This is a genomic window from Streptomyces sp. NBC_01351 (assembly GCF_036237315.1).
Classification (GTDB): domain Bacteria; phylum Actinomycetota; class Actinomycetes; order Streptomycetales; family Streptomycetaceae; genus Streptomyces.
The window spans coordinates 2373416-2396710 of the sequence record NZ_CP108356.1 but is presented as its reverse complement, the minus strand read 5'-3'; the positions used below and the strand labels follow the sequence as shown (position 1 = coordinate 2396710).

The 23295-nt window shown below is 73.9% G+C and carries 18 protein-coding genes; 11 read left to right on the top strand and 7 right to left on the bottom strand.

Going from position 1 to position 23295, the window contains the following annotated elements; genetic code table 11:
- Positions 1 to 40 precede the first annotated feature (40 nt).
- Positions 41 to 583, top strand: a complete 543-nt coding sequence (locus OG625_RS10590; RefSeq protein ID WP_329378673.1) for a GNAT family N-acetyltransferase — start codon at positions 41 to 43, stop codon at positions 581 to 583.
- Positions 584 to 625: 42 nt separating this feature from the next.
- The gene (locus OG625_RS10585; RefSeq protein ID WP_329378671.1) at positions 626 to 2332 is read left to right on the top strand and encodes a proline--tRNA ligase; all 1707 of its coding nucleotides are present in this window, start codon (positions 626 to 628) and stop codon (positions 2330 to 2332) included.
- Positions 2333 to 2667: 335 nt separating this feature from the next.
- Here OG625_RS10585 and OG625_RS10580 read toward each other — a convergent pair whose 3' ends face one another.
- From OG625_RS10580 to OG625_RS10565, 4 genes are read right to left on the bottom strand one after another with little or no spacing between them, the layout of a single operon-like run.
- Positions 2668 to 3801, bottom strand: a complete 1134-nt coding sequence (locus OG625_RS10580; protein ID WP_329378669.1) for a slipin family protein — start codon at positions 3799 to 3801, stop codon at positions 2668 to 2670.
- Between the two features lie 55 nt (positions 3802 to 3856).
- The gene (locus tag OG625_RS10575; protein WP_329378667.1) at positions 3857 to 4765 is read right to left on the bottom strand and encodes an aminoglycoside phosphotransferase family protein; all 909 of its coding nucleotides are present in this window, start codon (positions 4763 to 4765) and stop codon (positions 3857 to 3859) included.
- Positions 4766 to 4781: 16 nt separating this feature from the next.
- Positions 4782 to 5240: a ferritin-like domain-containing protein gene (locus tag OG625_RS10570; protein ID WP_329378665.1), complete on the bottom strand. Its 459-nt coding sequence runs from the start codon at positions 5238 to 5240 to the stop codon at positions 4782 to 4784.
- The gene (locus OG625_RS10565; RefSeq protein WP_329378663.1) at positions 5237 to 5782 is read right to left on the bottom strand and encodes a hypothetical protein; all 546 of its coding nucleotides are present in this window, start codon (positions 5780 to 5782) and stop codon (positions 5237 to 5239) included. Before OG625_RS10565 ends, OG625_RS10570 begins: the two co-directional genes overlap by 4 nt.
- Before the next feature lie 158 nt (positions 5783 to 5940).
- Between OG625_RS10565 and rimP the strand changes: the two genes are divergently transcribed.
- From rimP to OG625_RS10520, 9 genes are all read left to right on the top strand, one after another.
- Positions 5941 to 6438: a ribosome maturation factor RimP gene (rimP, locus tag OG625_RS10560; RefSeq protein ID WP_329378661.1), complete on the top strand. Its 498-nt coding sequence runs from the start codon at positions 5941 to 5943 to the stop codon at positions 6436 to 6438.
- A gap of 2 nt (positions 6439 to 6440) precedes the next feature.
- Positions 6441 to 7493, top strand: coding sequence for a transcription termination factor NusA (gene nusA / locus OG625_RS10555; RefSeq protein ID WP_329378659.1), 1053 nt, complete (start codon positions 6441 to 6443; stop codon positions 7491 to 7493).
- A gap of 109 nt (positions 7494 to 7602) precedes the next feature.
- Positions 7603 to 7890 carry a YlxR family protein gene (locus OG625_RS10550; RefSeq protein ID WP_329378657.1) on the top strand — a complete coding sequence of 96 codons (288 nt, stop codon included), beginning with the start codon at positions 7603 to 7605 and terminating at the stop codon, positions 7888 to 7890.
- Positions 7891 to 8041: 151 nt separating this feature from the next.
- Positions 8042 to 11173: a translation initiation factor IF-2 gene (infB, locus tag OG625_RS10545; RefSeq protein WP_329378654.1), complete on the top strand. Its 3132-nt coding sequence runs from the start codon at positions 8042 to 8044 to the stop codon at positions 11171 to 11173.
- Between the two features lie 160 nt (positions 11174 to 11333).
- On the top strand, positions 11334 to 11627 hold the full coding sequence (locus OG625_RS10540; protein WP_030161467.1) for a DUF503 domain-containing protein: 294 nt from the start codon (positions 11334 to 11336) through the stop codon (positions 11625 to 11627).
- Between the two features lie 28 nt (positions 11628 to 11655).
- Positions 11656 to 12108 carry a 30S ribosome-binding factor RbfA gene (gene rbfA / locus OG625_RS10535; protein ID WP_329378652.1) on the top strand — a complete coding sequence of 151 codons (453 nt, stop codon included), beginning with the start codon at positions 11656 to 11658 and terminating at the stop codon, positions 12106 to 12108.
- Positions 12105 to 13013, top strand: coding sequence for a tRNA pseudouridine(55) synthase TruB (gene truB, locus OG625_RS10530; RefSeq protein ID WP_329378650.1), 909 nt, complete (start codon positions 12105 to 12107; stop codon positions 13011 to 13013). Before rbfA ends, truB begins: the two co-directional genes overlap by 4 nt.
- Positions 13014 to 13222: 209 nt before the next feature.
- Entirely contained in the window at positions 13223 to 17011 is a 3789-nt protein-coding gene (locus tag OG625_RS10525; protein WP_329378648.1) for a serine protease, read from the top strand.
- 139 nt (positions 17012 to 17150) lie between these two features.
- Positions 17151 to 18107: a bifunctional riboflavin kinase/FAD synthetase gene (locus OG625_RS10520; RefSeq protein WP_329378646.1), complete on the top strand. Its 957-nt coding sequence runs from the start codon at positions 17151 to 17153 to the stop codon at positions 18105 to 18107.
- A gap of 93 nt (positions 18108 to 18200) precedes the next feature.
- Here OG625_RS10520 and OG625_RS10515 read toward each other — a convergent pair whose 3' ends face one another.
- From OG625_RS10515 to eccE, 3 genes are all read right to left on the bottom strand, one after another.
- Positions 18201 to 21017, bottom strand: a complete 2817-nt coding sequence (locus OG625_RS10515) for an SCO5717 family growth-regulating ATPase (protein WP_329378644.1) — start codon at positions 21015 to 21017, stop codon at positions 18201 to 18203.
- Positions 21018 to 21227: 210 nt separating this feature from the next.
- Positions 21228 to 21926: a hypothetical protein gene (locus OG625_RS10510; protein ID WP_329378642.1), complete on the bottom strand. Its 699-nt coding sequence runs from the start codon at positions 21924 to 21926 to the stop codon at positions 21228 to 21230.
- Positions 21923 to 23194 carry a type VII secretion protein EccE gene (gene eccE / locus OG625_RS10505; protein ID WP_329378640.1) on the bottom strand — a complete coding sequence of 424 codons (1272 nt, stop codon included), beginning with the start codon at positions 23192 to 23194 and terminating at the stop codon, positions 21923 to 21925. The genes OG625_RS10510 and eccE overlap by 4 nt, the downstream gene beginning before the upstream one ends.
- Positions 23195 to 23295: the final 101 nt, after the last annotated feature.

Sequence of the window (23295 nt, the reverse complement as noted above, 5' to 3'; positions counted from 1 at the left end):
GGCATTCCGGCCCCTCAGTACCCCGCAGTAAGGTCGCCGCATGCTGCCTTCCGGACTCCGCATCGGCCCCCTCGACCTCGCCGCCCGCGTGGACGAGGCCCTGCGCGTGCAGGCCGTCGCCTTCGGTCTCAGCGAGGAGGAGGTCGGCATCCGGCGCTACATCGTCCAGCGCCACATGACCTGCCCCGGAGCCCGCGCGCTCGGCGCGTTCACCGAGGACGGCGCGCTCACCGGATTCGTCTACGGGATGCCCAACGACCGGGGCCACTGGTGGTCCGGCATCGTCGAGCCCTACCTGCGGGCCGGCGGCCACGACGGCTGGCTCGACGACGCCTTCGTGATCACCGAACTGCACGTCCACCCCGGGTTCCAGGGCCACGGCGTCGGCCGCGAGCTGATCACCCGCATCACCGACGGCGCCGCCGAACCGCGCTCGATCCTCTCCGCCATCGACACCGAGAGCCCCGCCCGCGGCCTCTACCGGGCCCTCGGCTACAAGGACCTCGCCCGCCAGGTCCACTTCCCGAGCGCGGGCCTCCCGTACGCCGTCATGGGCGCCGAACTGCCCCTGCTGCGCCCGTAAAGTCGTTTCCCGGGCCCGCGGAGCCGCCGGTAGCCTCCCGACATGTCCACACACCACGGCACGCACCCCGTGCAGCGCATGTCACGCCTCATGGCCAAGACCCTCCGCGAGGACCCGGCCGACGCCGAGACCCTCAGCCACCGGATGCTGGTCCGCGCCGGCTACGTCCGCCGCAGCTCGGCCGGGGTGTGGAGCTGGCTGCCGCTCGGCAAGCGGGTCCTGGACAACGTCTCGCGCATCGTCCGCGAGGAGATGGACGCCATCGGCGCCCAGGAAGTGCTGCTCCCCGCGCTGCTGCCGAAAGAGCCCTACGAGGTCAGCGGGCGCTGGTCGGAGTACGGCGACCTGCTGTTCCGGCTCAAGGACCGCAAGGGCGCGGACTACCTGCTCGGCCCCACCCACGAGGAGATCTTCACCCTCGTGGTCAAGGACCAGTGCACGTCCTACAAGGACCTGCCGGTCATGCTCTACCAGATCCAGACCAAGTACCGGGACGAGGCGCGGCCCCGCTCCGGGGTGCTGCGCGGGCGCGAGTTCCAGATGAAGGACTCGTACTCCTTCGACGTCTCCGACGAGGGCCTGGAAGAGTCCTACCGGCTGCACCGCGAGGCGTACGTCCGCATCTTCACCCGCCTCGGCCTGGACCACCGGATCGTGTCGGCGGTGTCGGGGGCGATGGGCGGCTCGGCGTCCGAGGAGTTCCTGGCCCCGGCGGCTGCGGGTGAGGACACCTTCGTCGACTGCCCCTCCTGCGACTACGCGGCGAACACGGAGGCCGTCACCTTCGCCCTGACGCCGACCGCCGGGGAGCACCCCGCGCTGGAGGAGGTGGACACTCCGGACACCCCGACCATCGAAACCCTGGCGGCGCAGCTCGGGGTGCCCGCCTCGGCGACGCTGAAGAACCTCCTGGTGAAGGTCGACGGCGAGATCGTGGCCGTGGGCGTGCCGGGGAACCGCGAAGTGGACCTCGGCAAGCTGGGCGAGCACCTGGCCCCGGCGGTGGTCGAGCTCGTCACTGCCGAGGACTTCGCCGACCGTCCCGATCTCGTACGCGGCTACGTGGGCCCGCAGGGTCTGGAGAAGGTCCGCTACCTGGCGGACCCGCGGGTGGCGCCGGGCACCGCCTGGGTGACGGGGGCCAACCGGGTCGACACCCACGCCCGGAACGTGGTCTGCGGGCGGGACTTCGAGGTGGACCGGTACCTGGACGTGGTGGTCGTGGAGCCGGGCGACCCGTGCCCCTCCTGTGGCGCGGGTCTCCGCCTCGACCGGGCCATCGAGATCGGCCACATCTTCCAACTGGGCCGGAAGTACGCGGACGCGTTCGGCCTCGACGTCCTCGGCCGGGAGGGCAAGCCGGTGCGGGTCACCATGGGCTCGTACGGCATCGGCGTCTCCCGGGCGGTGGCCGCGCTGGCCGAGCAGTCGGCGGACGAGCGCGGACTGTGCTGGCCGGCGGCGGTGGCCCCGGCCGATGTCCACGTGGTGGCCGCGGGGAAGGCGGCCCAGCTGGAACTGGCCTCGCGGGCGGCGGAGGCTCTTGCCGCCGCCGGGCTCCGGGTCCTGCTGGACGACCGGCCCGGCCTGTCCCCGGGCGTGAAGCTCACCGACGCGGAGCTGATCGGAATCCCGTGGATCCTGGTGGCGGGCCGCCGGTCCGCGGAGTCGGTGGTCGAACTCCAACACCGTGAAACGGGCCACCGCGAGGAACTCCCCTTGCCGGAAGCCCTGTCCCGCCTGACCTAGGGCCCCGGGGTCCGCGCCTCAATCGCCGGCGGGGCTGGATGTTCCGGCTCAGCCCCCGCCCCGGCGCTGGGTCTTCGGCGACCCGTGCGGCTCAATCGCCGATCGCCGGTGCGGCTGAGAGACCGGGGCTCCGCCCCGGACCCTCCCCCAGACTCCGTCCGGGGGGACCCCCAGTCCTCAAACGCCGGACGGGCTGGATTTCGGCTGATGCCGTCCGCCTGGCGCGGCTGGATTGCCCGGAGGGCAATGTCAGCCTCGCCGGCGTTTGAGGCGCGGGTCTGGGCGGAGCCCAGGGAACGGTGGAAGGGCGGGTAGGGGACGGCTCCGCGCAGCGGCTACCCGGCCGCCCCGCCCGCCCGGGACGTGCCGATACCCTCCGGGCCGGGGCCTGCCGCGACAGGCGGGGTAGTGCCATCCGCGTCGATCGTTGTCGCCGCCGCCGGGCCGACATCCTCTGCGTCGGGCAGCGTCGCAGGCGAGCCGGCACCCTCCGCGCCGGGCGGTGTCGCCTCAGGTGGGCCGACATCTTCCGCGTCGGGGAGTATCGCCGCAGGCGGGCCGGCATCCTCCGCGTCGGGCAGCGTCGCCGAGGGCGGGCCGACGTCCTCCGCGCCGGGAAGTATCGCCGCAGGCGAGCCGGCTTCCTCCGCGTCGGGGAGCATCGCCGCAGGCGGGGCGGTGCTTTCCGGGCCAGGGACCGGCGGCGGAGTCGGGGCGGCTCGTTCGAGGAAGCGGAGGAGTTCCACCGGGAAGGGGAGGACCAGCGTGGAGTTCTTCTCCGCCGCCACCGCCACCACCGTCTGCAGCAGGCGCAGCTGCAACGCCGCCGGCTGATCCGACATCACCGCCGCCGCCTCGGCGAGCTTGTGCGAGGCCTGGAGCTCCGCGTCCGCGTTGATCACGCGCGCCCGCCGCTCCCGGTCCGCCTCCGCCTGCCGGGCCATCGACCGCTTCATGGTCTCCGGCAGCGACACGTCCTTGATCTCGACGCGGTCGATCTGCACGCCCCACCCCACCGCCGGGCTGTCGATCATCAGCTCCAGGCCCTGGTTGAGCATCTCCCGGTTGGACAGCAGGTCGTCCAAGTCGGACTTGCCGATGATCGACCTGAGCGAGGTCTGCGCCATCTGCGAGACGGCGAAACGGTAGTCCTCCACCGCCACGATCGCGTTCGCCGGGTCGACGACCTTGAAGTACACGACCGCGTCCACCCGCACGGTGACGTTGTCCCGGGTGATGCCCTCCTGCGCCGGCACCGGCAGCGTCACGATCTGCATGTTCACCTTGCGGAGCCGGTCGACCCCCGGAACGATCACCGTGAAGCCGGGCGGCCGTATCTCGTCGCGCAGCCGGCCAAAGCGGAACACCAGTCCCCGCTCGTACTGCTTCACCACCCGGGCGGCCGCGCACACGTAGACCGCGACGCCCACACCGGCGGCGATGACCGCTGTCAGCAGCTCTTCGACCATGACGGCCCCCTGCGGGACAAGCCGTACAAAACTACCTTCGTATGTACGGTATGCCCTACAACCAGCCCGCGAACTCCAGCAACTGCTCCGCGTCCCGGTGCCGCCCCGCGGCCAGCGCGCGGTTGCCCGATTCCACCGCCCGGAACAGCGTCCAGCCCCGCAGCCGCTCCCGGTCCACCTCCAGGGCGTCCGCCAGCCGCTGCACCCGCCGCCGGGCGCCCGCCGCACCCGTCGAGGAGGCCACCTGGTCCTCCAGCCGGTCCCGGACCAGCCGCGCCAGGTCGTACGCCCGCTCACCGACCAGCGGCTCGGGACCCACCGTCAGCCACGGCGCCCGATCGCCCGCGAGGACCTTGCCCTGCCGGAAGTTCCCGTGCAGCAGCAGCTCCTCCGCCGGGAAGGCGACGAGCTCCTCCCGCATCGCCAGCGCCGTGTCGGCCAGCTCCCGGACCTCCGCCGGGGCCGCCCGCAGCGCCTCGGACTGCCGCGCCGTGCGCGCGGCCACCGTCTCCCAGTCGTGCCCGGCCGGCGGAGCCACCCACAGCCTGCGCAGCGTGCCGCAGGCCTCCAGCAGCGCCTTCGCCTCGGGCAGCGACCTCAGCGACACCTCCGCGTGCAGCCGCTCCAGCAGCAGCGCCCCGTCCTCCGCGTGGTGCCGCGTGTCGAGCACCCGTACGGCCCCGAACCCGCCCCAGTGCGCCAGCGCGGCCAGCTCCAGGTCGGGCCGGGCGTGCGGGGGCGCCAGTTTCAGTGCGGCCGGGGTGCCGTCGGCGTACCGGACGAGGACGACCAGACTGCTCCGGCCGCCCGGGGCCTGCACCCGCTGGGCCTGCACCTCGCGCCGGGACAGCGCGGCCGCGGTGAGCTCGGGCAGCCGGGCCGGCCAGTCCGCGTCCTGCTCCTGCTCCGTCTGCGGCATCTCGCCGAGCGCCCTCACAAGCCGCTGCGGCGGTTCGAAAGCCATGCGTGCGTGGTCCCTTTCAGCTGTGCTTGGCTCGATCCGATCGTTCCGGGAGCCCAGGGAAGGCTACGCCGACACCACGCCACCGTGCCGCGCGCACGGCCGCGGCGCTCAGCGCGTCGGCCGCCGCACGGCGCAGCGGGCCCTGCGAGGCCCGCACCAGGTCGGAGTACGCGCCGGCCACCCGGTCCTCGATCTCGGCGGCCAGCCGCTCGGCGTCGGCGCCGCTGCGCACCTCGAACGGCAGGGCGTACGCGGCCTCCGCGGCCCGGGGCGCACCGCCCAGCTCCCGCACGGTCCGGGCGAGCGCGTCGCGGCGCGCGAGGTGGGCGCCGTAGGCCTCCCGGGCCTGGGTCGCGCGGGCGCCGGCGGTCCGCGCGCCGATCACCCCGTAGCCGTACGCCGCCGCGTGCTCGGCGGCGAGCGCGGCCTGCGCGGCGAGCAGGGCGTTCCCGTCGGGGGAGGGTTCGGCGCTCACGACGCGGCTCCGGGGGTCGAGGTCAGCAGGTGGGCGTGGACGGCGCCGCAGGCGGCCACCGAGGCGAGCAGCCGGGCCAGCTCCCCGGGCGCCCCGGAGAGGTCGCTGGTGCGGGTCTCGGACAGCTTGCGCTCCGCGCCCGCGAGGGCGGCCAGCGCCTCCGCGGGCTTCGGGGGCACCGGCTCCGGGCTGGCCGTGGGCGCTGCGGCCCCCACGGCGCCCGACGGGGCGGCGGGGGACGGGGCGCGGGAGCCGGCGGCGGCCGGGGCCAGGGCCACCGCGTGCGCGGCGACGGCCGCGCGCAGCGGTGCGAGCCGCTCGGCCAGGTCCGGATGGGCCGCGCGCGTGGCGTCGTAACGTTCCAGCAGTCGCTCACTGTCACGAACGGCCGTCTCGCGCATCCGCCGTTCGAGCGGAATGCCGGCTTCTTCCTGCGACGGGGTGTCGGCGGAGCACCCGGTGAGCAGCGCGGCGCCCGCCGCACCGGCGGCGCCGGCGAGCAGACTCCTTCGCGAAGGCCTGAGAGGCAGGGTCCAGGGCACGGCGACGTCCTCGGGGGTGATGGGCGGGGCAGGGTGTGATCACGGTACCCGGGGCCCCCGTCCACAGGGCGGACGGCAACACCCTCCGCGACCGGATACCCTTTGACCTGACACACGACGGAAACCACAACAGCACACGCGGCCGAGGAGTCACCCGGATGAGCACCACCCAGAGCGACAGGCTGCGCGGACTGCTGGAGCCGCTCGTCGCCGCCAAGGGACTGGACCTCGAGGAAATCGAGATGTCCAAGGCCGGCAAGCGCCGGATGCTGCGGATCATCGTGGATTCCGACGAGGGCGTGGAGCTGGACGCGTGTGCAGAGCTGAGCCGTGAGGTCTCCGACAAGCTCGATGAGACCGACGTGATGGGCGAGGACGAGTACGTCCTCGAAGTGAGCTCCCCGGGCGCGGACCGCCCGCTGACCGAGCACCGCCACTACGTACGGGCCGTCGGCCGTCTCGTGAAGTTCCAGCTGGTCGAGAGCGGGGAACTGATCGCCCGCATCATCGACGTCGACGACGAGGGCATGGACCTCGAAGTTCCGGGCGTGAAGGGCCGCAAGGCGACCGCCCGCCGCATTGCTTTCACCGACATCGCCAAGGCGCGTGTCGAGATCGAGTTCAACCGCAAGGACAAGAAGGAAGAGGAGGCGTAGCCGTGGACATCGACATGAGTGCCCTGCGGGGTCTGGTCCGGGAGAAGGAGATCTCCTTCGACCTGCTCGTCGAGGCGATCGAGTCGGCCCTCCTCATCGCGTACCACCGGACCGAGGGGAGCTTCCGCCGCGCACGCGTCGTGCTGGACCGCACCAACGGTCACGTGGTCGTGTGGGCGACGGAAGACCCGAGGGACCTCGAAGAGGGGCAGGAGCCCAAGGAGTTCGACGACACCCCGTCGGACTTCGGCCGGATCGCCGCGACGACCGCCAAGCAGGTGATCCTGCAGCGTCTGCGCGATGCCGAGGACGACCTGACCTTCGGTGAGTTCGCGGGCCGCGAGGGCGACGTCATCACCGGCGTCGTGCAGCAGGGCAAGGACCCGAAGAACGTCCTCGTCGACATCGGCAAGCTGGAGGCCATCCTGCCCGTGCAGGAGCAGGTCCCCGGTGAGGAGTACACGCACGGTCTGCGCCTGAAGGCGTACGTCGTGCGGGTCGCGAAGGGCGTCCGCGGTCCGTCCGTGACCCTCTCCCGCACCCACCCCAACCTGGTGAAGAAGCTCTTCTCGCTGGAGGTCCCGGAGATCGCCGACGGCAGCGTCGAGATCTCGGCGATCGCCCGCGAGGCCGGTCACCGCACCAAGATCGCCGTCCGGTCCACCCGCTCGGGCCTCAACCCGAAGGGCGCCTGCATCGGCCCGATGGGCAGCCGCGTGCGCAATGTCATGGCTGAGCTGCACGGCGAGAAGATCGACATCGTCGACTGGTCGGACGATCCGGCGGAGATGGTCGCGAACGCGCTGTCACCCGCCCGGGTGAGCAAGGTCGAGGTCGTCGACTGGGACACCCGCTCCGCGCGGGTGACCGTGCCCGACTACCAGCTGTCGCTTGCCATCGGCAAGGAGGGCCAGAACGCCCGCCTCGCCGCGCGGCTCACCGGCTGGCGCATCGACATCCGCCCGGACACCGAGCCGGAGGGGGACCGGGACGGCGACCGCGCCGGCGACCGGGACCGTGACCGGGACGACCGGGATCGCGGCGGCCGGGAATAAACCGGTACCTGCCGGGGCTTCCCGGACGGTAGACAGGGAATAACACGACAACGTCCGTTCGATTTTTCGCCTGAAGGGGTGAGGTCGTGACGGGGAGGTAGACTTAAGCGTGTCTGGCCGGACGCAAGCCCGCGCATGCCCCGAACGCACCTGTGTGGGGTGTCGGGAGCGAGCGGCCAAGAGCGATCTGCTGCGCATCGTGGAGATCGAGGGCGAATGCGCCCCCGATCCACGCGGTACGCTGCCCGGCCGGGGTGCCTACGTGCACCCCGCCATGGTCTGCCTCGACCAGGCGGTCCGCCGCCGCGCGTTTCCCCGGGCCCTCCGGTCCGCCGGAACGCTCGACACGGCGGAACTGCGCAAAGCCCTGGCCGTTCAGGCCGAGGCGACACCGTAAGACGTAGAACGGCACGGATGCCCCGTGCGGTCAGGTACCTCGCGAGTTGGAAGTAGGTCGAGATTGCGATGAGCACCCCTCGATGAGTACGCGATGAGTACGCCCATGAAGTAGCAACGGTCCGGCGTAACCCGGACCTAAAAGGAGCGAAGTGGCTAAGGTCCGGGTATACGAACTCGCAAAGGAGTTCGGAGTTGAGAGCAAGGTCGTCATGGCCAAGCTCCAGGAACTCGGTGAGTTCGTCCGTTCGGCGTCCTCGACGATCGAGGCGCCGGTTGTACGCAAGTTGACTGACGCACTGCAGGGGCCCGGCGGCAACGCCGGCAAGACCGCTGCAAAGCCCGGCGCGCCCCGCAAGGCCGCGCCTGCCAAGCCCGCAGCGCCCTCCCCGGCCGCCGCGGCACGTCCCGCTGCCCCGAAGCCCGGTGTGCCGGCGGCTCCCAAGCCTGCCGTCGCCGAGGCTCCGGCCGCCGCGACCCCGGTGACTCCGGCCGCCTCCGGCCCGCGTCCCGGCCCGAAGGCCCCGGCCGCCCCGAAGCCCGCTCCGGCGGCGCCCGTGGTGACCGAGTTCTCCGCGCCTCCGGCGGCTCCGGCCGCCCCGGCGCGCACCGAGCGTCCCGCCGCCGCGGCTCCCGGCCCCCGTCCGGCGCAGCAGCGTCCGGCTCAGGGTCAGGGTGGCCAGGCCGGCGCCCGTCCCGGCGCCCCGCGCCCGGCCGGCGCCACTCCCGGTGCCCAGGCTGCCCGCCCCGCGGGCGGCGCCCAGGCCCCGCGTCCCCAGGGCGCCCGTCCGGCCGGTCCCCGTCCGGGCAACAACCCCTTCACCTCTGGTGGCTCCACCGGCATGGCGCGCCCGCAGGCGCCCCGTCCGGCCGGCGCTCCCCGTCCCGGTGCCCCCGGCGCCGGTGGCGGCCAGGGTGCTCCCCGCCCGCAGGGCGGCCCCGGCGGCGCTCCGCGTCCGCAGGGTGCCGGTGCGGGTCGTCCGACCCCGGGCGGCATGCCCCGTCCGCAGGGCGGCGCCCCGCGTCCGGGTGGTGCTCCCGGTGGTAACCGTCCGAACCCGGGCATGATGCCGCAGCGTCCCGCTGCCGGTGGTCCCGGTCCCCGTCCCGGTGGCGGCCCCGGTGGCCGTGGTCCCGGTGCGGGCGGCGCTCGTCCCGGTGGCGGCGGCGCAGGTCGTCCCGCGGGCGGCGGCTTCGCCGGTCGTCCGGCCGGTCCGGGCTCGCGTCCCGGCGGCGGTGGCGGCTTCGGTGGCCCCCGTCCCGGTGGTGGCGGCTTCGGCGGCGGTCCGGCCGGTGCCGGTGGCGGCGGTCGTCCCGGCTTCGGTGGTCGTCCCGGTGGTCCCGGTGCCCGTGGTGGCACGCAGGGCGCCTTCGGTCGTCCCGGTGGTCCGGCCCGTCGTGGTCGCAAGTCCAAGCGTCAGAGGCGCCAGGAGTACGAGGCCATGCAGGCCCCGTCCGTCGGCGGCGTGATGCTGCCCCGCGGTGGCGGCGAGACCGTTCGCCTGTCGCGCGGTGCTTCCCTCACCGACTTCGCGGAGAAGATCAACGCCAACCCGGCGTCGCTCGTCGCCGTGATGATGAACCTCGGCGAGATGGTCACTGCCACGCAGTCCGTCTCCGACGAGACCCTCGAAATGCTGGCCGGCGAGATGAACTACATCGTTCAGATCGTCAGCCCGGAGGAAGAGGACCGCGAGCTCCTCGAGGGCTTCGACATCGAGTTCGGCGAGGACGAGGGCGGCGAGGAATACCTCATGCCGCGTCCGCCGGTCGTGACCGTCATGGGTCACGTCGACCACGGTAAGACCCGACTGCTCGACGCCATCCGCAAGACGAACGTCGTTGCGGGCGAGGCCGGCGGCATCACGCAGCACATCGGTGCGTACCAGGTCGGTACCGAGGTCAACGGTGAAGAGCGCAAGATCACCTTCATCGACACCCCGGGTCACGAGGCGTTCACCGCCATGCGTGCCCGTGGTGCCAAGTCGACCGACATCGCGATCCTCGTGGTCGCGGCCAACGACGGCGTCATGCCGCAGACGATCGAGGCGCTGAACCACGCCAAGGCCGCCGGCGTCCCGATCGTCGTCGCGGTCAACAAGATCGACGTCGAGGGTGCCGACCCGGTCAAGGTGCGCGGTCAGCTCACCGAGTTCGGTCTGGTCGCCGAGGAGTACGGCGGCGACACGATGTTCGTCGACATCTCCGCCAAGCAGGGTCTGCACATCGACTCCCTGCTCGAGGCCGTCGTCCTCACCGCCGACGCCTCGCTCGACCTGCGCGCCAACCCGGAGCAGGACGCTCAGGGTATTGCGATCGAGTCCCACCTCGACCGCGGCCGCGGTGCCGTTGCCACCGTCCTCGTCCAGCGCGGTACCCTCCGCGTCGGCGACACGATGGTCGTGGGCGACGCCTACGGCCGAGTGCGCGCCATGCTCGACGACAAGGGCAACAACGTCGAGGAAGCGGGTCCGTCGACCCCCGTCCTGGTCCTGGGTCTCACCAACGTCCCCGGCGCCGGCGACAACTTCCTCGTCGTCGACGAGGACCGCACCGCCCGTCAGATCGCCGAGAAGCGTGCTGCGCGTGAGCGCAACGCCAACTTCGCCAAGCGTGTCCGCCGGGTGTCCCTGGAAGACCTCGACTCGGTCCTCAAGGCCGGTCTGGTCCAGGAACTCAACCTCATCATCAAGGGCGACGCGTCCGGTGCGGTCGAGGCTCTCGAGTCCTCGCTGCTCCAGCTCGACGTCGGTGAAGAGGTCGACATCCGCGTCCTGCACCGCGGTGTGGGTGCGGTCACCGAGTCCGACATCTCGCTGGCGATGGGCTCCGACGCCATCGTCATCGGTTACAACGTCCGTGCGGCCGGCCGTGCCGCGCAGATGGCGGACCGCGAGGGCGTCGACGTTCGCTACTACTCGGTGATCTACCAGGCCATCGAGGAGATCGAGGCGGCCCTGAAGGGTCTCCTCAAGCCGGAGTACGAAGAGGTCGAGCTCGGTACGGCGGAGGTCCGCGAGATCTTCCGCTCGTCCAAGCTGGGCAACATCGCCGGTGTCCTCATCCGGTCCGGCGAGGTCAAGCGCAACACCAAGGCGCGGCTCCTGCGCGATGGCAAGGTCATCGCGGAGAACCTCAACATCTCCGGTCTGCGCCGCTTCAAGGACGACGTCACCGAGATTCGCGAAGGCTTCGAGGGCGGTATCAACCTCGGCAGCTACAACGACATCAAGATCGACGACGTCATCGCGACGTACGAGATGCGCGAGAAGCCCCGCGCGTAAGCGCAAGGCGGTTCGCACCGTGTCGTAACTCGTAACACCGGGGCCGGTCGACGGAATATCCGTCGATCGGCCCCGGCCGTTGCGTGTACGGTTCTGGTGACCCTGCCGAGCGACGGCCGGCAGGCCACCGAACCCGCACCGGCGGGATATCCGGAACTGCATGTACGTGGGGACTCTGTCCTTCGATCTGCTCCTCGGCGACGTCCACTCGCTGAAGGAGAAACGCTCCGTGGTCCGGCCCATCGTGGCCGAACTCCAACGCAAGTTCTCCGTGAGCGCGGCTGAAGTGGGCGACCAGGACCTGCACCGCAGGGCCCGTATAGGGGTCGCTCTGGTGAGTGGGGACACGGGGTTCCTCTCGGACGTACTCGACCGCTGCGAGCGGCTGGTCGCGGCACGTCCGGAAGTGGAGCTGCTGTCCGTACGACGGCGCCTCCACGGTGATGAAGACTGATAGCAAGACATAAGAAGGAGACGGACCAGTGGCCGACAATGCGCGGGCGAAGAAGCTGGCGGACCTCATCCGGGAGGTGGTGGCCGAGAAGCTGCTGCGCGGTGTCAAGGACCCCCGCCTCGGTACGCACGTGACCATCACGGACACCAGGGTCACCGGCGACCTGCGGGAGGCCACGGTCTTCTACACGGTCTACGGCGACGACGAGGACCGGGCCAGTGCGGCAGCGGGCCTGGAGAGCGCCAAGGGCGTACTGCGCTCCGCGGTCGGCCGGGCGGCGGGCACCAAGTTCACGCCCACCCTGACCTTCGTGGCGGACGCCCTCCCGGAGAACGCCAAGACCATCGAGGACCTCCTCGACAAGGCACGCTCCTCCGACGCCCAGGTGCGCGAGGTGTCCTCCGGCGCGAAGTACGCCGGCGACGCCGACCCGTACAAGAAGCCCGACGAGGACGACGACGAGGACGCAGCCGCGGAATGAGCACCAACGCAGGGAAGACTCCGGACGGCCTTGTCATCGTCGACAAGCCGTCCGGCTTCACTTCGCACGACGTGGTCGCCAAGATGCGCGGGATCGCCAAGACCCGCCGCGTCGGCCACGCCGGCACGCTCGACCCGATGGCGACGGGCGTGCTGGTCCTGGGCGTCGAGAAGGCCACCAAGCTCCTCGGCCACCTCGCGCTCACGGAGAAGGAGTACCTCGGCACGATCCGCCTGGGCCAGAACACCCTGACGGACGACGCCGAGGGCGAGATCACCTCGTCCACGGATGCCACCGGGGTCACCCGGGAGGGCGTGGACGCGGGCATCGCGAAGCTGTCCGGCGAGATCATGCAGGTCCCGTCCAAGGTCAGCGCCATCAAGATCAAGGGCGTGCGCTCCTACAAGCGCGCCCGCGACGGCGAGGACTTCGAGATCCCGGCCCGGCCGGTCACGGTCTCCTCGTTCCACCTGTACGACATGCGCGAAGCGGAGGCCGAGGACGGCACCAAGGTCGTCGACCTCGTCGTCTCCGTCGTCTGCTCCAGCGGTACGTACATCCGGGCCCTGGCCCGCGACCTCGGCGCCGACCTCGGCGTCGGCGGCCACCTGACCGCACTGCGCCGCACGCGCGTCGGCCCGTACAAGATCGACCGGGCGCGGACGCTCGACCAGCTCCAGGAGGAGCTGACCGTCATGCCGATCGGCGATGCGGCCGCGGCGGCCTTCCCGCGCTGGGACCTCGACGCCCGGCGGGCCTCGCTGCTCGCCAACGGCGTGCGGATCGAGATGCCCGACGCGTACGCCGCCGGCCAGACGGTGGCGGTCTTCGGACCGGACGGAACGCTCCTCGGTCTCGTGGAGAGCAAGGGCGGCAAGGCCAAGTCCCTCGCGGTATTCGTCTGACGTGGAGCGGTGAGCGCCATGCCCTGACGCTCACCGCTCCACGACCCCCCTCGGGTAGGTCTCTATCCACTCGGGCCCCGCTATTCACCCGTCCGAGCAGGCGCTCGGAGTGAATGGAGGGAGCGTAAGGGGGCGCTTTCGCCTCGCGTGCTTTCCGTGCTGATCTTCGGCTGCCTACCGTTCGTGAGAACGGGGGGAGTGGTGCGGCCATGGCGGAGCTCGTCACCATCTGCGATCAGGCCGGGCGGGTGCGCGGCAGCGGATTCGTCGCCGACGACCGCGGCACGGTGCTCACCAGCCACGACGCCGTCGACGGCCTGACCCGGATGGTCGTCCGCGGCCCCACCGGCCGGACCTGGCCGGCCGGGGCGCAGGACGTCACCTCTCTGCGGGGGACCGCGCTGGCGGCCGTACGGACGGACGGGCTCGGGCTGCGGCCGCTGCCCGTCACGACGCGCGAGGTGATCGAGCAGGGGACGTACGTACGAGTCCCCGCGCGCGGGTGGCGGCAGGCCCGGGTGCTGGGCCTCCGCGCACTGGTGGTGGAGCTGGCGATCGGGACCGACGGGCGGGACGCGCTGCGGCAGGGCGGGGAGGCGTGCGGGGGCCCGGTCCTCGACGCGGAGACCGGAGCGGTGCTCGCGGTCCTGGCCGGCGGCTCCGCGGTGGCGCTCCGCGCGGCGGCCGCGGCCGACCCCGGTGGGCCCCTGGCCGCGCTGCTGGACCGCAACGCGGCGACGGTACCGGCGTACGGGGCGGATCTGAACCTCGCCGGCGCACTACAGCTCACCGGGACCACCCTGGGCCCGGCCGTCGCCCTGGACGAGTCCGAACCACCGCCCGTGGACCGGCCGGCCATCGCCGCCGAACTCGACGCCTTCGCCTCGGGGAACCGCCTTGTCCTCGCCCTCGCCGGGCACCCGGGCACGGGCCGCACCACGGCCCTCGCCGCCCTGGCCGCCCGCCGCTCCCGCGGCCCCCGCCCGGCCCCGACCCTCTGGCTGCGCGGCGCGGACCTGCGAGCCCCGGACACCTCCCTGGCCGACGCGGTGACGCGCGCGCTGGCGGAGGCGACCCGTATCGCCGCAGCCGACGCCCAACCCTGTGCGGCTGCCGGTTCCGGTGGGGACGGGGGTGTGCCGGGGCGTCCCCGCAGCGCGTCGAACGCAACCATGGCCCGGCCCTCCGACCCCTGGAAGGGTTCGACGCCCCAGGAGACTCCCCGGCGCGTCCCCGGCACCGCCGGAACCACCCCGACCCCGCCCAGCCCGCCCCCGGCCACCCCGGACGGCACCGGCACCGGCATCGCCGAGGCGGTGGCGCGAGTCGCCGCGGGCGCCGGGCGGGGGCTGCTCGTGGTGCTCGACGCCCCGGAGGAGATGCCGCCCGGGCTCGCGCACCGCCTGGCTCCCTGGACCGAAGCCACCACGGCGTGGCTGCGCGCGGTCGGAGCCAGGCTCGTCGTCGCCGCGCGGACCGAGTACTGGGAGGTGGCCGGCGCGCTCCATCCGCCCGAGGTGGTGCACACCCCGGCCCGCCCGGCCCGCCGCCTGCGGCCCGCACTCGCGCTCGGCGACCTCACCCCCGCCGAGGCCGAGACCGCCCGGGCCCGTCTCGGCATCCCGGTGGACGCCGTCCGGGAGGCCGACGCCCGGCACCCGCTCACCCTGCGCCTGCTCGCCGGAGTCCGCGCCGCCGGGGTCACCGCCGGCCGGCCCGGCCGGGACGAGGTCTTCGCCGCGCACCTCGACCTGGTGGCCCTGCGGGTGGCCGTCCGGATCGCCGCGGCGGCCGGCGGGGCCCACGGACGCGGCGTACGGCGGCTCGCGGCCCGGGTGGCGGGCAGGGTGCACGAGGCCGCCCGGCGCTGCCTCGGACCCGGGCAGGGGCAGCTGGACCGGGCCGCCTTCGAGGAACTGTTCCCCTGGCGCACGGGTTGGGCCTCGGCCGTACTCACCGAGGGGCTGCTGGTACCGGCCGGCCCCGGCTACCGCTTCGCCCACGAGGAGCTCTCCGACTGGCTCCAGGGCGCTCACCTGGACGTCCCGGCGGCCCTCCGCTCCCTCGTCCACGCACCTGCCGGCCAGGGCCTGCCCGTACCCCGACACCGCATCGGCCCGGTCCTGGAGGCCCTCCACAGGCTCCCCTCGGACAGCCTGCGCACCGAGCTCACCCGCCTGGTCGAGGCCCTGAACACCTTCACGGAGCACCCGTCGGCGCCGCCCGGGCCCGCCGGGTCGGCTGGGTCGGTCGGGTCGGTCGGGTCGGTCGGATCTACGGGGCAGACGGTGCCGTCCGGGGTGGCCGGGAGCGGGCTGGGCTGGGTCGGGGTGGTTCCGGCGGTGCCGGGGACGCGCCGGGGAGTCTCCTGGGGCGTCGAACCCTTCCAGGGGTCGGAGGGCCGGGCCATGGTTGCGTTCGACGCCCTGCGGGGACGCCCCGGCACACCCCCGTCCCCACCGGAACCGGCAAGCGGGGCACCCGAAGCCGCACAGGACGGGGTGGGGTCACCCGGGCCGGCCGCGTTGGATGCGAGGGGCGCGGGGGAGGGGGCCGCGTCCGGCCGGCCGGAGTGGTGGGCCGGGCGGCTGGTTCGGGAGGTGCTGCTGCGGGCTCCCGACGCGCACCCCTACCTGCCCGTCCTGCACGCGCTCGCCGAGCACGTGGCCCGCGCCGGCCCCGGCGAGTTCGGCGGGTGGTTCTGGAACCGGCTGCGGCTGCCCGAGGCCGAGCGACTCGACCTGCTGCGCCGCCTGTTGCCCGCAGACCCCGCCGAAGCGGTTCCCGGCGACCGCTTCCTCGACGCCGCCGCTCGCCGCCTCGCCCGGGACCCCCAGCTGGTCCAGCCGCTGCTCTGCGCCTGGTTCACCGACGGCCGCCGACTGCGCGGCCGCCCCGGCGCCACCGTCGCCGGTGCCGCGCAGGCCCTGCTGCACACCCACCGCCGGCTCGCCCTCGACGACCTCACCGAGCACCTCGTGACCGCCGCGCACCCCCGCGCCGACGAGCTGCTCGCCGTACTCGCCGAGGAGGAGCCCTCCGCCATGTGCCGGGCCGTGGACCGCTGGGCCCACGACGAACGGCCCGGTCGCCGCGTCGCGGCCGCCGCGTACGGGCTCGCCACCGCCGCCCACGTCCGCACCCCCGCCGACCGCGAACTGCTGCGCTACGCCGCCCAGGCACTGCTCGCCCGCCCCGCCGACGCCACCCTGCACGGCAGCGCCCTCGCCACGCTGCTCCGCGACCCGCAGACGCGCGGCCGCTACCTGCAGGACGCCCTGGACTGCTTCGGCGACCCCGAGCGGGGCTCCCGGCTGCCCGCCTCCGCGCTGGTCGCGGCCCTGCCCGTGCTGCCCGAGCCGGACGCGGTGTTCGACGCCCTGCGGGCCCGGGCCGACGGCGAGGTGGTGCGGGCGCTGGCCGCGCTGGCCACGCCCGGGCTCGCGCGCCGCGCGGCCGAGCTCGTACGGGAGCACCTGGCGCGGCGCCCCGAGGACGCACCGCACGCCGCCGCCTTCGTGCAGCTGCGCCTGGAGCAGGGCCCGGTTGCCGGCCCCGTCGTACGCCCGCTCGTGCTGGACCTGCTGCGGACGGCCCCGACCGGGGTCAGGGCCGAGCTGGCCGCCGTACTGGCCGCTCCGGGCGGGGAGCCCTCGTACGCGCTGCGTGGCGAGCTGGTCGACGTACTGCTGCGCGAGGAGGCCGACCCGCGGGTGCTCGACGCCTTCCTCGGCTCCCTCGCGGCCGGGGCCGCGGCCCGTCCCGAGGACCGGACGCGGGAGTTGCTGCGCCGCACCGGGCGGCAGCTGCTGCGGGCACCCGGCGGGGCGGCGGTGTTCGACCGCCGGACGGTGGAGCTGGCCCGGACCGCCCCGGCCTTCGGGGCGGTCGTGGGCCGCTGGTTGGCACAGGCGGGAGCGGAGGCGGCGGCTCTGCTGGGGCCGAGCGCGCGCCGGACGGTGGAGACCCTCGGCAGGGCCGCGCAGGATGTGACGTGACGAACTGGCACGGCAGTTGCCCCGTCCTGATTCGACTGAGACGCCGATGCGGGTCACCGGGCACCGGCATGGCAGTCTTAGACCTGTAATCGGCATTCAAATACAAGGCCTAAACGGGTTCGGGCGAGGAGCGGTCACAGTGCAGCGCTGGCGTGGCTTGGAGGACATCCCCCAGGACTGGGGACGCAGCGTCGTCACCATCGGCTCCTACGACGGTGTGCACCGGGGTCATCAGCTGATCATCGGACGGGCGGTGGCGAAGGCGCGCGCGCTCGGCGTCCCGTCGGTCGTGGTCACCTTCGACCCGCACCCGAGCGAGGTCGTCCGCCCCGGCAGCCACCCGCCGATCCTGGCCCCGTACGACCGGCGTGCCGAACTGATGGCCGGGCTGGGCGTGGACGCGCTGCTGATCCTGCCGTTCACGGCGGAGTTCTCGCAGCTGTCGCCGGCCGACTTCATCGTGAAGGTGCTCGTCGACAAGCTGCACGCGCGGGCCGTCATCGAGGGCCCGAACTTCCGCTTCGGCCACCGGGCCGCCGGAAACGTCGACTTCCTGCGCGAGCTGGGCTCCACGTACGACTACGAGGTCGACGTCGTCGACCTCGTCGAGCGGGGCGAGGCGGGCGGCGGCGTGCCGTTCTCCTCGACGCTCGCTCGCAAGCTCGTCGCCGAGGGAGACATCGAGGGCGCCGCCGAGATCCTGGGCCGGCCGCACCGGGTCGAGGGCGTCGTGGTGCGCGGTGCGCAGCGCGGGCGTGAGCTCGGTTACCCGACGGCGAACGTCGAGACCGCGCCGCACACCGCGATTCCGGCGGACGGGGTGTACGCGGGCTGGCTGACTGCGGGCGGCGAGCGGATGCCGGCGGCGATCTCGGTGGGGACGAACGTGCAGTTCGACGCCACCGAGCGGACGGTGGAGGCGTACGCGATCGACCGGATCGGCCTGGACCTGTACGGGTTGCACGTGGCGGTGGACTTCCTCGCGTACGTGCGGGGGATGGCCAAGTTCGAGTCGCTCGACGGGCTGCTGGAGGCGATCGCGGACGACGTGAAGCGGGCGCGGGTGCTGACGGACGCGTACGACGCGCAGCGTTGACGTCGGCACCGCCGCTGGGTTGAAGCGGACGAGTGAGGGCCCGTACCGGTGGTACGGGCCCTCACTCGTGCGGTCGCTCGGTCCTTCGGCCGCTCAGCCGAGGCGCGGGTCGCGCGGGGGCTGGCCGGGGGCCGGGGGCTGCTGCGGCTGCTGCCAGGGCTGGCCGGGCTGCGGGTACGGCTGGCCGTAGGGCTGCTGAGGGGCCTGCGGCTGCTGCGGCTGCTGGTACTGCGGCTGGCCCTGGGGCTGGCCGTACGAGGGCTGTTGGTGCGGCTGGGGCTGCTGAGCACCCCAGTGGCCGTGGGCGGTCTGCTGCTGGGCGCGGATGAAGTCCTCGGCCACGAGCGCGGAGAGGTTGAAGTACGCCTCGCGCGTCTTGGGCCGCATCATGTCGAGATCGACCTCGGCGCCGGCCGCGAGGTGCTCGTCGAACGGCACCACGACGACACCGCGGCAGCGGGTCTCGAAGTGCTGCACGATGTCTTCGATCTTGATCGTCTTGGCCGTCTCACGGACCCCGGAGATGACGGTCAGGGAACGGGAGACGAGGTCGGCGTACCCGTGCGCGGAGAGCCAGTCGAGGGTGGTGCTGGCGCTGCTGGCGCCGTCCACGGACGGGGTCGAGATGATGATCAGCTGATCGGCCAGGTCGAGCACCCCGCGCATGGCGGAGTAGAGGAGCCCGGTGCCCGAGTCGGTGAGGATGATCGGGTACTGGCGGCCCAGGGTCTCGATGACGCGGCGGTAGTCCTCGTCGTTGAAGGTCGTCGAGACGGCCGGGTCCACGTCGTTGGCGATGATCTCCAGACCGGAGGGCGCCTGCGAGGTGAACCGGCGGATGTCCATGTACGAGTTCAGGTACGGGATCGCCTGGACCAGGTCCCGGATCGTGGCACCGGTCTCGCGGCGGACGCGGCGGCCGAGGGTGCCGGCGTCGGGGTTCGCGTCGATGGCCAGGATCTTGTCCTGGCGCTCGGTGGCGAGGGTGGCGCCGAGGGCGGTGGTGGTCGTGGTCTTGCCGACGCCGCCCTTCAGGCTGATGACGGCGATGCGGTAGCAGGACATGACCGGAGTGCGGATCAGCTCCAGCTTGCGCTGGCGCTCCGCTTCGGCCGCCTTGCCGCCGAACCGGAAGCGGCTGCCGCCTCCGCCGTTGTTGCTCTTCGGCTTCTGCTTGTTGCGCAGCAGGCGGTCCGAGGAGAGCTCGACGGCGGCGGTGTAGCCGAGCGGCGCCCCGCCGGCGGTCTGGCCGGAGGAGTAGCGCGGGTCGTGGGGCTGCGGCGGCAACTGGTGCGTGGGCGTTGACCATTGGGCGCCGGAGCGGGGGTCGTACTGCGGGGTCGCCTGCGGCTGCTGGGCCTGTGGGGCCTGTGGGGCCTGCGTGGCCTGCTGGGGCGGCTGAGGCTGCGGCTGGGCGTGCGCCTGCGGCGGTGCGTAGGGGTAGCCCCCCTCGGCCGCGAAGGAGGGCGGCAGCGGCGGCAGTTCACCCCCGGGTCCCCCGAACGGGGTCTCGCCGTCGGCCCGCGGCGCGTCCCCGACGGGAATCCCGTCGGCGGGGGTGTCCTGCGGCCTGACGGCGGGAGCCGGTGCCTCGGCGACGGGCGCCGGGTACGGCGGGAGCGCCTCGCTCGGAGGCGCGAACGGCGCGGGGTCGGCCTCCGCCACCGCCGGGGCGGATACCGGGTAGCCCGGAGGTGCCTCGGCGGGGGCGGGCGTGTTGCCGATCGCTGCCGGCGCCGGGTACGGCGGGAGGGCTTCGGTGGGTGCGGTGGGTGCGTCGGGGGTGCTGCCGAGGGGCGCGGTCGGCAGGGCCGGGGCGGGTGCCGGGTAGGGCGGGAGCGGTTCACTCGCCGACGCGGGGTCGGTCTCCGCCGCCGTGGCGGGAACGGGGTAGTTCGGAAGTGCCTCGGCGGGCGCGGGCGTGTTGCCGATCGCTGCCGGCGCCGGGTACGGCGGGAGGGCTTCGGTCGGTGCCGTGGGTGCGTCCGGTGTGCTGCCGAGAGGCGCGGGCGGCAGGGCCGGGGTGATGGCCGGGTACGCCGGGAGCGCCTCGCTCGTCGGGGCGAACGGCGCGGCGGGGCCGGAGTCCGGCACCGGAGGCAGTGCCGCGGGGTAGGCCGAAAGCGCCTCGGCCGGAGCGGCGGGTGCGTCGGGCGCGCTGCCGAGCGCCCTCGGTGCCGGGTACGGCGGGAGCGCTTCGGTGGGCGCGGTGGGTGCGTCGGGCGTGCTGCCGAACGGCGCGGGCGGCAGGGTCGGGGCGGGTGCCGGGTACGGCGGGAGGGCCTCGCTCGTCGGCGCGAACGGGGCGGGGCCGGCGTCGGGTGCCGACGGTACGGCCGGGGCGGGAACCGGGTACGACGGGGAAGCGCCGTGCGCGAGTGCGCCCCCGTCCGGCGGCGACGGCAGGGCCGGGGCCGGGGCCGCGTGCAGCGGGGCCTCGGCGGGCGCGGGTGTGCTGCCCAGGGGAGCCGAAGGCTGCGCCCGGTACGGCGGGAGGGCTTCGGCGGGGGCCGTCGGGGCGTCGGGCGCGGGCAGGCTGCCGACGGGCGCCGGGGGCCGCGGCGGAGCCGGATACGCCGGCAGTGCCTCGGCCGGGGCGGTGGGCGCGTCGGGCCTGGGGGTGCCGGCCGACGGGACCGGGGGCACGGACGCCGCGTCGGGCGCCGGGCGCGGGGCCGGCGGGCCGATGCGCGTCGTCGGGGGAGAGGTCACCTCCGACGGGCGGTGGGGCTCGAAGCCGCTGCCCTCGGGCAGCCCCGGCACCGCGGCCGGGCTCGCGCCCTGGGTGTACCAGGCTGGCGGGGTGTAGTCGATGGTGAACTCGCCCGTCAGTTCGGGCTCCGCGTCGGACTGATCGTCCGTCGGGACGTCCCACGTCCCGCCGCGCCTCTCGTTCCGATCGCCGCTCACTGGTCCTCCTGGTCTGTCGAACACTGGTCCGGCGCCCACCTCGACGCGCGCCCGCGCCCAGCCTAATCGCGGCCCGCCGCCCGTGTCCGCCCCCGTCGGCCCGGCCCCCGCGCGGTCACGCACGCGGTGAGGGCCGCTCCCCGGTCGACCGAGGGCCGGCCGGTGGCCGATCGATGTACGGGCGATGGCCGGACGGCGGCCGCACGATGGTCAGTCGATGCGCCGGGCCCCGCCCAGCAGGCCCGTCTCCGCTTCCGTCCCCTGGGTCATGACGAACTGCCGGTCCCGTGGCGTACACCACAGCGTCACCCCGTCACCCAGCGTCGGCAGCGAATCCACCGCCTGCCGCGACAGGTTCATCAGCCGGCCGATCTGCTCAGCCTCGTCTGGGGACACCCGCTGCACACCCACCAGCGCGGACTGCTGGAGCAGCCGCGGCGCCGTCGGGCTCAGATACGGCAGCAGGGTCAGCACCGACTGCCAGGGCCCGGCCACCACGCGCCCGCGCGGCGGCCGCATCCCGCAGTCGCGGACCACCAGCACCGGGCTGCCCGCGGAGGCGCCCTGCGGCGGGATCCGGCCCACCTCGTGCAGGGTCACGCACTGCTGCCCGCCACCCGCCGCCTGGGCCAGCCCGGACCACACGTGCGCACGCCCGGTCTCCACCGTGACCCGCGCACCCGTGGCCGCCGCGCGCAGCGCCAGCACCTGCGCGGTCCACAGACCGCCGATCAGCGTCACCTCGTACGGCGTCGGCCGGTTGATGCCGAGCACCGCGGGGTTCCCCCCGGCGTCCACGCCGATGACGACCCCGTCGTCCCCGACGGGCAGCGCCAGCCCGTCCAGATCCGCCGCGGACACCACGTGCCGCTCCCGGCGCGGGCCGACCAGCCCGAAACCGCCCCTCATCGCGCCCCTCCCAGCGGCAGCGAGGCCAGCAGCCCCGGTACCTGTTCCCGGTCGAGCCGGACGAGGCCGGCCTTCACGCCGCGCGCCGTCCGCTCCAACTCCCGGCGGGCCACGACCAGTTCCTCGTCACTGCGCCCCGTCACCCGTACGTGTCCCGCCAGGGTCACGCCCTGTCGCTCGGCCGAGGCCATCGTGAGGCTGAAGTTGGTCGCGAGCGCCGGCAGCGAGGTCAGCAGCGCCACGAACTGCGGCAGCGCCGCGCCCGAGCCGCCCAGCTGGGGCCAGCGGCCTATCCAGTACGTCGTGTGCCGCCGGTCGTCACAGCGCCAGGTCCGCGGGGTCTCTTCCGTGCGCCGCCCCGTGCTGGCCGACCGGCCCGCCTGGGTGATCGCCATCGGGTTCGCGCACGAGGAGGTGGCGAGCGCCGCCGTCAGCTCCTGCTCGGTCAGCACGGTGGCCTTGAACCCGGCCCCGGTCAGCCGGCTCGCCAGCTGGTCCGCCGCCCGCACCACGCACCGCTGCGCGCCCTCCAGCCCGCCGCCGCGCGCGGTGACCGCTTCGGGGCACAGCTCCGGGTCGAGCTTGAGGGCGATCCAGGTCAGCCGCACCGCCGGCGTCCCGGTCCGGGCCTGCAGCGGCGCGTAGTTGCGCGTGGCCATCGACTGGGCCGGCAGGTGCGGGGCCGGAGCCGGCTGGGTGTGCTGCACCAGCTGCGCGGACTCCAGCCGGATGCCGTCCACTTCGAGGATGTCCCGTACGAGTCCCAGCGGCAGCGGACGCTCCGCCCGGTCGGGCCGCAGCGCGGTGGCGTCGGTGTCGACCTGGACGACCGCGGTCAGGAACGTGCCGTCGCCGACCATCCCCACGGGCCGCCGGTCACGGTCGCTGAAGGTGAGCGTCCGCAGCGCCGGATCGGCCTCGACGAGCGGGGCCAGCCCGGGCTCGGTGCCCGCGGGCACGGTCAGCGCGGCGGCCCGGCGCCGCCGTGCGCGCAGCGCGAGCGCGCCGCCGAGCCATTCCGGCAGGGAGCGCTGGTGACGGCGTACGACCGCGAGCATCACCAGGATCAGGGCCAGGACACCGGCGGGAACCAGCAGCACCGGCTCCACCACCCACGCCACCAACAGGGCGGCCGCGGCGACCTGGAGCAGTACGAGCTGTTGCAGTCGGAACGGGCCGAAACGGCCGGGGCTCGACTTCGGATGCGGCGTCACCCCGCCGCGTGCGGGTGCGGCCGTGCCGGTCCGTCGGCGGGTCGCGGTGGCCATCACTCGCGCAGCTCCCCTTTCCGGGGCCGCGCCCCATGAATCCCGGCGCTGCGCGGCACCTGCCGCACGATCACCGGAATCTCCCCAATCCACCTCAACAG

Excerpts from the sequence above, each read along its gene's own strand:
- OG625_RS10585 (WP_329378671.1), top strand. The coding sequence starts at position 626 with ATGTCCACACACCACGGCACGCACCCCGTGCAGCGCATGTCACGCCTC.
- OG625_RS10590 (WP_329378673.1), top strand. The coding sequence starts at position 41 with ATGCTGCCTTCCGGACTCCGCATCGGCCCCCTCGACCTCGCCGCCCGC.
- truB (WP_329378650.1), top strand. The coding sequence starts at position 12,105 with ATGAGCACCAACGCAGGGAAGACTCCGGACGGCCTTGTCATCGTCGAC.
- OG625_RS10510 (WP_329378642.1), bottom strand. The coding sequence starts at position 21,926 with ATGAGGGGCGGTTTCGGGCTGGTCGGCCCGCGCCGGGAGCGGCACGTG.
- eccE (WP_329378640.1), bottom strand. The coding sequence starts at position 23,194 with ATGGCCACCGCGACCCGCCGACGGACCGGCACGGCCGCACCCGCACGC.
- OG625_RS10540 (WP_030161467.1), top strand. The coding sequence starts at position 11,334 with ATGTACGTGGGGACTCTGTCCTTCGATCTGCTCCTCGGCGACGTCCAC.
- OG625_RS10525 (WP_329378648.1), top strand. The coding sequence starts at position 13,223 with ATGGCGGAGCTCGTCACCATCTGCGATCAGGCCGGGCGGGTGCGCGGC.
- OG625_RS10580 (WP_329378669.1), bottom strand. The coding sequence starts at position 3,801 with ATGGTCGAAGAGCTGCTGACAGCGGTCATCGCCGCCGGTGTGGGCGTC.
- OG625_RS10575 (WP_329378667.1), bottom strand. The coding sequence starts at position 4,765 with ATGGCTTTCGAACCGCCGCAGCGGCTTGTGAGGGCGCTCGGCGAGATG.
- rimP (WP_329378661.1), top strand. The coding sequence starts at position 5,941 with ATGAGCACCACCCAGAGCGACAGGCTGCGCGGACTGCTGGAGCCGCTC.